At 40.8% G+C, this 7,558-nt stretch carries 7 protein-coding genes; 1 reads left to right on the forward strand and 6 read right to left on the reverse strand.

Annotated features, from left to right (window positions below; all coding sequences use genetic code 11):
* Window positions 1–89: 89 nt before the first annotated feature.
* Together CIK89_RS01150 and CIK89_RS01155 are read right to left on the reverse strand one after the other, a co-directional pair.
* The gene (locus tag CIK89_RS01150) at window positions 90–653 is read right to left on the reverse strand and encodes an RteC domain-containing protein (RefSeq protein ID WP_052484764.1); all 564 of its coding nucleotides are present in this window, start codon (window positions 651–653) and stop codon (window positions 90–92) included.
* 178 nt (window positions 654–831) lie between these two features.
* A complete protein-coding gene (locus CIK89_RS01155) occupies window positions 832–3,150 on the reverse strand; it encodes a carboxypeptidase-like regulatory domain-containing protein (protein ID WP_008781630.1) in 2,319 nt (772 codons plus the stop codon).
* Between the two features lie 308 nt (window positions 3,151–3,458).
* Between CIK89_RS01155 and CIK89_RS01160 the strand changes: the two genes are divergently transcribed.
* Window positions 3,459–4,745, forward strand: coding sequence for an IS1380-like element IS942 family transposase (locus CIK89_RS01160; RefSeq protein ID WP_055235773.1), 1,287 nt, complete (start codon window positions 3,459–3,461; stop codon window positions 4,743–4,745).
* Here the strand turns inward: CIK89_RS01160 and CIK89_RS01165 are convergent.
* The 4 genes from CIK89_RS01165 to CIK89_RS01180 are packed head-to-tail and all read right to left on the reverse strand — an operon-like array spanning window position 4,726 to window position 7,445.
* Window positions 4,726–5,655, reverse strand: a complete 930-nt coding sequence (locus CIK89_RS01165; RefSeq protein WP_094389606.1) for a hypothetical protein — start codon at window positions 5,653–5,655, stop codon at window positions 4,726–4,728. The genes CIK89_RS01160 and CIK89_RS01165 overlap by 20 nt on opposite strands.
* A 31-nt stretch (window positions 5,656–5,686) precedes the next feature.
* Window positions 5,687–5,986, reverse strand: a complete 300-nt coding sequence (gene trxA / locus CIK89_RS01170; RefSeq protein ID WP_094389607.1) for a thioredoxin — start codon at window positions 5,984–5,986, stop codon at window positions 5,687–5,689.
* 2 nt (window positions 5,987–5,988) lie between these two features.
* Window positions 5,989–6,789 carry a YqiA/YcfP family alpha/beta fold hydrolase gene (locus tag CIK89_RS01175; protein ID WP_094389608.1) on the reverse strand — a complete coding sequence of 267 codons (801 nt, stop codon included), beginning with the start codon at window positions 6,787–6,789 and terminating at the stop codon, window positions 5,989–5,991.
* A gap of 5 nt (window positions 6,790–6,794) precedes the next feature.
* Entirely contained in the window at window positions 6,795–7,445 is a 651-nt protein-coding gene (locus tag CIK89_RS01180; RefSeq protein ID WP_094389609.1) for a recombinase family protein, read from the reverse strand.
* Window positions 7,446–7,558: the final 113 nt, after the last annotated feature.

A 7,558-nucleotide genomic window follows, 5' to 3' on the forward strand; every position in this document is an offset into this window, starting at 1 on the left:
ATCGTGTGGTAAGGGGATGGTGGCTACATATTGATGTTGTGCTGTTGCTTTTTACTGAAAGCTGCTACTAACGACTCATAAATCTACCCTTAATCGTGTATTGGATGATAGTTGCGGATTTTAGGATTCAGATAAATTCGCAACATTTCGTTTGCTACTATTTTTGCAACTTTAAAATCGCAAATCGTAGAAAAATTAGGGTCTCTTTCAAAATAAAATGTTTCCATTGTCATTTGAATATCTTGTTTTCCTCTCAGAAAAAAGTACTTATCCAAATGCGTACTTCCCGAACGGTAGTATTTATAGAAATCAATGTTCTTATTGTAGAAATTCTCTAACTGATTCAGTTCATTGATGAAATAATTTTTCAGCACACAATCTTGTCCGTTGGGGCGCATCATTTCGATGTTATACACTTTCCTGTAATAGATTAGTTTACTAAAAAACTTGGGTTTTATTATCTTGAAAAAGAATATTTCATCCATTTCACTTTTGAACTTATAAAACGAAACTATTTCTTTCAATTCCGAGAACCCCTGTTCCAACAGCAATATTATTTGAGGAATATCTTTAATCCTGTCATTTAAATCGAGTTCATGCATCCTGATTTGATGTTCTAATTTTTCTGCAATGTTTTTTATCTTATCTTTCATTTTTATTGATTTTGAGTAAAAAAAAGGATGATATCGTCAGTTGACGACACACAAAGGCGTTCACTGAATTCCGATAGGATTCAGTGAACGCGAAGCAACAACATGTCGCTGAAAGATAATTAGTGATAGATTTGCCAGAAATACATAATACAGAATTTGTTGAAATCAACACCTAATCTTACTTATAACTTCCTTTGATTCCGTAGTCGGTATCCTGATTATTCAGCGATTTAGTACCGACAAGATGAGTTTTTCCGAAATTAAAATTCCAAGTGAGCGTGGCAACGAGAATTCGGGATGCATCGCTAAAACTTTCTCTTCGGAAAGGCGCTTGTGCATTTTTGTTTTCCATAATGGTTCGGGAAACATTCTTAAACGGATTGAACGCACCTATGCCAAAAGAAAAATTAGTCGCATTGTACCGGATAGCCAAGTAGTGATAATTACCATCCTTTATGACGGTTTCGCCGTATAACCTTTCGTCAAAAGGCTGTAGCTGGCCTATCAGCATCCATTTCTTATACATTGCCAAAACATCTGCCCTGTAATAAAAATTAGAATGGGTATGCGAATAGTTGTTCCCACGACTGTCAAAGTGGTTGAAGCCTCCTGTAACCGAAAATTGCAGGAAGTTTTTTATCATCCCTACTTTCAATGTTATCTCCGCATTATACTTATTCCAATCTTTCATGTTTTCGGGCATTGTCAGGAACACATTTCCATGTTCTCTTTTCGATTCCATGATAGGATTGTGTTTGTAGTGATGATGCAGGCTTGCATTGAAAGCGAACAACCCTTTTCTGTTTTCGTAATATAAATTATTATTCAGATTCAGGTACGGTTGAAGCAACAGATTCCCTTTCTCGGCAAGATACGAGTCAAGACGGATTTCCGTGTCGGCCAACTCCATCAGGGTTGGATTCGTTTGACTCATCTCCGCATCATACCGGATAAAAGAATTATCACTGAACCGATAGCCAACCATCGCTTTGGGTAAGAAATGGTAATAGCTTTTGGTAACAGATACATTGGAAAAATGCAGGCGATTCAGGCGAAGTCCCAAGCTATAGCTGAATTTGCCCTTACTATAAAACCACTCTGCAAAAACCGACGATTCCGCCTGATTCAAATCCGATTTGAATTCCTCGCCCTGATTAATTGTCTGCTCTGTAAACGACTGAATATGTTTTATCCCGAATTTCAAATTTCCATGGGCAAATCCTTTTTCGTATATGCCTTCGGCAATCAGTGAATATTTATCGGAAAACAGTTCCGAACGTTCGCTGAAAAGAGTATCAACATCGTTGTATTCGCAGTAATTCCGCGAAGATGCTGCGTTCGCATAACTCCCCACCACATTAGCATATATTTTCTGATTTTTGGGTAAACCATACTGGTAATACAAGTCGATGGTAGGAACATTAATTTTTTGCTGACTTCCGTCAAAAATCAACCCTTTGTCCGTGCCATTCTCTTTTAGAAAACTGTTGAAATCGTTGTGAGGCTGATTGCTCAGATTATATTTCAACTTGGCATTGAAAAAAGCCGAATCGCTCTGCTGATAGTTGTATGTCAGCGAAAAATCATGCATTTGGTACGAATAATCACCTCCGGCACTGATTTCTTCCCTCAATATAGGGGATGAATTTTCAAACTGATAACTACCTGTGCGATTTCTGTTATTCGTGTTGATGCGTTGAAACGCTGCGGTGTAGTTCAAAGCATATTCCGATTTTCCTTTGTTGAATTTGGCAAAGAAAACATCGCCCCCTGCAAGGATATTCAGCGAGTTCATCAAATCCACACCAACAACACCGCCTTTATCATCCCTTACTACCACGTAGTTGATAACTTTGGAAGCATGTCCGTATCGGATACCTGCATAATCCGAATATTCTATCCGCTTGATTTGGCGGGGTTGCAAGGTCTGAATTTCTTCCGGCGTGGTATTTACGCCGTTAATCTGCAAAATGACTTTCCCGCCGTCGGATGATGAAATCGTATTCAGCATCGGATTGATGTTCAAGCCGGGAAGCATCATTGTATTCAGCAATTGCATTCCGTTGGCAGAATGGCTGATTTGCAATTTTGTCGGGAACACAATCCGTTGGTTAATCTTGTTTATTGTGGAAGAAGCAGAAATCACCACTTCCCCAAGTAACAAAACATTTTCATTCAAATACACATCTATTTGTGCTGATTCCGTCAGATTCTGTATCAAAATCCGCTTTGTTTCAAATCCTAAACAGGATACTGACAGCACATAATTATCTGTGGGAAGATTTTCAAATTCAAATCTTCCGATAGTGTCTGTCGTTGTTCCTTTCAGAAAGACTGAATCTTGTTTGAATAGAACGACATTAGCAAACTCAACAGGTGTTTGCGTATTTTGTTGAAGTACTCTTCCTGAAACATGAATCGATTGTCCGGACACACTTAGGCCGGAATACAGGAAAAATACGATAAGATATAATAATCGAGCTTTATTAAAGTCCATACTTGTTTTCTTATAATCCTTAATTCCGCAACACTATAATTTAACTTTATTTATAAGTTCCTGAGCAACAAAAAGTTGCCCAGGATTTTGCCATGTCAGAATTTTCACTTATCTTAGTGTTGCAATTAGAAAACAAGCGAAAATCGTAACAAGGCGCGGCAAAGGTACAAACCTTAATTCCGCAACACTATAGTTTAACATTATTTATAAGTGCCTGAGCAACAAAAAGTTGCCCAGGATTTTGCCATGTCAGAATTTTCACTTACCTTAGTGTTGCGAAAAGAAGACAAGCAAAACTCTAATATGACATGGCAAAGATACAAATAAAATCTGAGAAACTCACTCCTTTTGGAGGAATTTTTTCTATTATGGAGCAATTTGATGCTCTTTTAGCTCAAACCATAGATTCCACCTTGGGATTGAGATGCACTATGTTTGGTTATCAATATAGCGAAATTCTACGCTCTCTGATGTGCGTATATCTTTGTGGCGGCTCATGTATTGAGGATGTTACAACTCACTTGATGAAACATTTGTCTCTTCATCCAACTCTTCGCACTTGCAGCGCAGACACCATATTGCGTGCTATCGAAGAACTGACTTGTAAGAACATCACCTATAAATCTGCTTCTGGCAACTCCTATGATTTCAATACTGCAGACAAGATGAACTGCTTATTGATCAAAGCCCTGCTTGCTACTGGTCAATTGAAATCCGGTCAAGAGTATGATTTTGACTTTGACCATCAGTTCATTGAAACAGAGAAGCATGATGCAAAACCAACCTACAAGAAGTTCCTGGGCTATAGTCCAGGTGTGGCAGTCATTAACGACATGATTGTCGGTATTGAAAATAGAGACGGCAACACAAACGTGCGCTTCAACCAAAGAGAGACTTTGGAAAGAATCTTCAAGCGACTGGAGGCATCAGAAGTATATATATCCCGTGCCCGCATGGATTGCGGCTCATGCTCGGAGGAAATCGTAGATATGGTAGAGGCTCATTGCAGGCATTTTTATATTCGTGCCAACAGATGCTCTTCCTTCTACGATTCCATGTTTGCCTTGACTGGATGGAAAACTGTTGAAATCAACGGTATTGAATTTGAGCTGAATTCCATCCTTGTTGAGAAATGGAAAGGAAAACCGTATCGTCTTGTCATACAGAGACAAAGGCGAATAGATGGAGACCTTGACATTTGGGAAGGCGAATATACCTACAGATGTATACTGACTAACGATTACAAGTCGAGTGCAAGAGACATCGTGGAATTCTACAATCTTCGTGGTGGCAAGGAACGCATCTTCGATGACATGAACAATGGCTTTGGCTGGAATCGATTGCCAAAATCGTTCATGGCACAGAATACTGTATTCCTGCTTATGACAGCTCTCATCAGAAACTTCTACAAAGCTATTATGCAGAGATTGAAAACCCATGAATTTGGATTGCGTGCCACCAGCAGAATCAAGACCTTTGTTTTCAAGTTCATCTCTGTTCCTGCGAAATGGATTAAGACATCACGTAGGCATGTATTGAATATTTACTCAGACAACAATGCTTATGCCAACCTGTTCAAGACAGACTTTGGTTAAAGACCATGCTTTTCTGGTTAAACCAGCGTATTACCTCAAGTCGCTTTATGGGGTAAGGGGATTTTGTGTCTGCGACATTTCTGTTGTGCAAGAAATATGTACAATAAAATGAATTTTGTCGCTTTGCAAGCAAAATCCCACTAAACCCTATAGGTTGCGGATTTGAGGTTCTATATACCTGTGAGAGTTTTATGTCTCTCTTGGTAATCCCTGCAATCCCTTCGTCCGTCAACAATTGAGAGATTCCAATGTTTTCCGTAGCTTGTCTTATAGCAAAAGACGGATTGGAAGCCGGATTCGTTCCCAATATGTCTGTATATTTTGTCTCAATTGCGATAATACCATGCTTTCCGTCTGTTCTCTCATACAAAAAATAGGCATCCATCGCTGTCTTGTCATTCAGACATCCTGAGTAGTATGGGGGTATAAACTCAATACCTACTTCTGTGATTTTGTTGAATGTCGATGAATCTGAATTGGTGACTTGTCCTGCCACAACTTTGGCAAGTTTGCTTCTCCCCTCATCTGTGTGAGCAATGTTCATCAGGGGAACAAACAAGTTGAATGCCATGGGTTGGCTTGACAGGAAATTATTGAATAGCCTGTCCTCATTGATGGTTTCGTATGCTTTTTTTTGTTCGATACGCCATTTTGCATATTCGAAGATTTCCTGACTTAGAAAATTACATCCTGTATCACTTCCGTCCGTTGCCAGATTGGGGTGAAAGTATGTTGTCCCTTTCTTTGTTATAGAACCACACGGAGAGCCCGATTCTTTTCTGTGCATAGCCTGTAGAAGACGTGCTTTGCGAGTAAAGGCATTATCTGTCTTTACAAAATATCTGCGCTGAGGATTGACGGATGAATATGAAAGATAATCTTTCAGTTCGCATAGTTCTTGACTTTTCATATTCTTACTGTGGCTTAAATTGTTTATACCTTTACTTCAAAAATGGGTCAATCGTTGCCAACAGCTCTGCTCTTTGCACAACGCCGCTTGTTCTCCAAAGTACTTCTCCGTGTCTAAACAACATGAGTGTGGGCACAGACTGTATGCCATACTGGTTTGCAGTTACCCCATACTTGTCCACATCTACCTTGATGATGCGGATTCTGTCACCCAGCAATTCCTTCACCTGCTCTAAGATGGGGTGCATCATCTTGCATGGCTGGCACCATGTGGCAAAGAAATCGACCAATACCAGTTGGTCGCCTGATATAACGTCTTTGAATGTTTCCATCTTTATCTGTCTATTTCTGTGAATCGGTTAAATGTCCTTCCGTCTCTTGTTATTTGCTCGAAAAACATCTTCTCGGGACGAACCCAGTATGCTTCCTCACCATATAGTGCTTGATATACTACCATGCGTTCCTGAGTTTCGCTGTCATATGCGGAATGGATATACTTGTACATTCCTCCCTTGAAGTGACGGAAAAATCTTTCTTCTTTAACAGAATACTCCATGAGCATCTTCTGTACCAACGGGGCATACCAAGTCCTGACTTCCTGCTCTGTGGGCGTGTGTCCGCCAGGGAAGTGATAGCTGTTGTTATAGTGATGCAAGAACAACGGCTCAAAATGAGCCAGTGTGTCTTGTTCACCAAATAGTCCCCACACACGATCCTTGTAGTACGGATTACAATAATCAAACTGTGTGGCTTCGAGTTCCCCAAACTCATTGATGAGTGATTCGTTGATGACTATTGTCTGATTACCGTCCATGCGCGGAGCCTTGTACTCATGTTCGCCAATGCGTTCTCTCAGGAAGTCCGTCATCTTGAAATGAGGATTGCCAAGTAGGGCGGGGATGCCAACGACAGGAGAAAGCATCTGTGCAAGGAAAGCCCCGCAACTGTTGCCTATGAGCAGGTCTGGCTTCTCCTTGTCGATAAGCATGCGTATGTATTTCAGTGCTTCCTTGGGATGGAGAGGCAGATCGGGAGTCAGCACGATGGCTTGCCCATCAAAGGCCTCCCTCAGTGCTCTCGCCATCGGACAGCTGCCAGTAGCAAAGAAACCATGTAGGAACAGTATCTTTTTCATGCTATTTATTCTTTGTCTTGTGGATTGTCAGATATGCCCTTTCTCTTGATTGGCCCAGAATGATTGCCACGGTTCAGCTTGATGCCATGCTTGTTCAGTATGCGGAACACAGAGCTTCGGCTTCTGAAACCGCTGGTTCTCCATACTTCATCAATGGGATGACCTGCAACATACAGGTTGATGACTGTCTTTTCTCTGTCGAGCTTCTGCATCTTTGCTGACGAGACGGGAGGTAGTGACACTATCATCTTCTCCTGTAAATTGACGACATGTTCCGCAGACTTACGCAGGGCAAGAACCTCTTCCGGCAAAGCCCCCATCATTTCCAATACATCGGACGGCCTTGTTTCGGGAAACAGCTCGTTCCTTGAATCAATCTGGTCATGGATGCTGACAATACGGATGACCTTGACTCGGCAAAATTCTAGAAATGTTGCCAGTTCCCGACTGCCACGCAAGGCATTGGAAAACTTGGATATGACAAGTTCATCGCCCCTTTGCAGGGCAACCATCAGTTGTTTCCAGAGCGGTCTGTTGCGTTCGTCCTCATCGTTTTCTTCTACGATGCGGACACAGCCGAAGTCGTTCATCCATTTGCGGTCTTCTTCCAGTTTGTCATACTGAGAGGTTGCCATTATGTAGCCCACTTTTGCCATATCAAAATATATTATTGACTGATAATTTGATAGTTATATGCCTATAGATAACAGAAAAGTCAAAACTTAATCTTAAATAGATATGATTCACATGCAAAGGTACTCAATAATAT

This window comes from Prevotella sp. P4-119 (assembly GCF_002251345.1).
GTDB lineage: Bacteria > Bacteroidota > Bacteroidia > Bacteroidales > Bacteroidaceae > Prevotella.

What these genes read in the sequence shown, in the direction of transcription:
- CIK89_RS01150 (WP_052484764.1), bottom strand. Translation starts at nt 653, where the DNA reads ATGAAAGATAAGATAAAAAACATTGCAGAAAAATTAGAACATCAAATC.
- CIK89_RS01155 (WP_008781630.1), bottom strand. Translation starts at nt 3,150, where the DNA reads ATGGACTTTAATAAAGCTCGATTATTATATCTTATCGTATTTTTCCTG.
- CIK89_RS01160 (WP_055235773.1), top strand. Translation starts at nt 3,459, where the DNA reads ATGGCAAAGATACAAATAAAATCTGAGAAACTCACTCCTTTTGGAGGA.
- CIK89_RS01165 (WP_094389606.1), bottom strand. Translation starts at nt 5,655, where the DNA reads ATGAAAAGTCAAGAACTATGCGAACTGAAAGATTATCTTTCATATTCA.
- trxA (WP_094389607.1), bottom strand. Translation starts at nt 5,986, where the DNA reads ATGGAAACATTCAAAGACGTTATATCAGGCGACCAACTGGTATTGGTC.
- CIK89_RS01175 (WP_094389608.1), bottom strand. Translation starts at nt 6,789, where the DNA reads ATGAAAAAGATACTGTTCCTACATGGTTTCTTTGCTACTGGCAGCTGT.
- CIK89_RS01180 (WP_094389609.1), bottom strand. Translation starts at nt 7,445, where the DNA reads ATGGCAAAAGTGGGCTACATAATGGCAACCTCTCAGTATGACAAACTG.